The organism is Pseudoalteromonas sp. HM-SA03 (genome assembly GCF_002289345.1).
Lineage (GTDB): Bacteria > Pseudomonadota > Gammaproteobacteria > Enterobacterales > Alteromonadaceae > Pseudoalteromonas.
The window spans coordinates 1-215 of sequence record NZ_NSDG01000133.1 but is presented as its reverse complement, the minus strand read 5'-3'; the positions used below and the strand labels follow the sequence as shown (position 1 = coordinate 215).

At 42.8% G+C, this 215-nt stretch carries 1 protein-coding gene; it reads left to right on the top strand.

What is annotated here, in order from left to right; translation table 11 throughout:
- A partial coding sequence (locus CKO50_RS23815; protein ID WP_176474739.1) for a transposase occupies positions 1-215 on the top strand: 215 nt, incomplete at both ends.

Below are 215 nucleotides of genomic sequence, written 5' to 3'. Positions count from 1 at the left end.
AATGTAGTGATCATTAGGCTGCCACCTTATTCGCCAGAGTTAAACCCCATAGAACAAGTGTGGAGTTGGCTCAGACAACATAAGTTATCAAACAGAACCTTTGCAAACTATGATCACATTCTGGATCAGGTCAGCGAAGCATGGAATGCGTTTATCTCACGTGCTGACAGGGTGAAATCATTGTGCTTTAGGGACTGGATAAATCTGACCAGTTA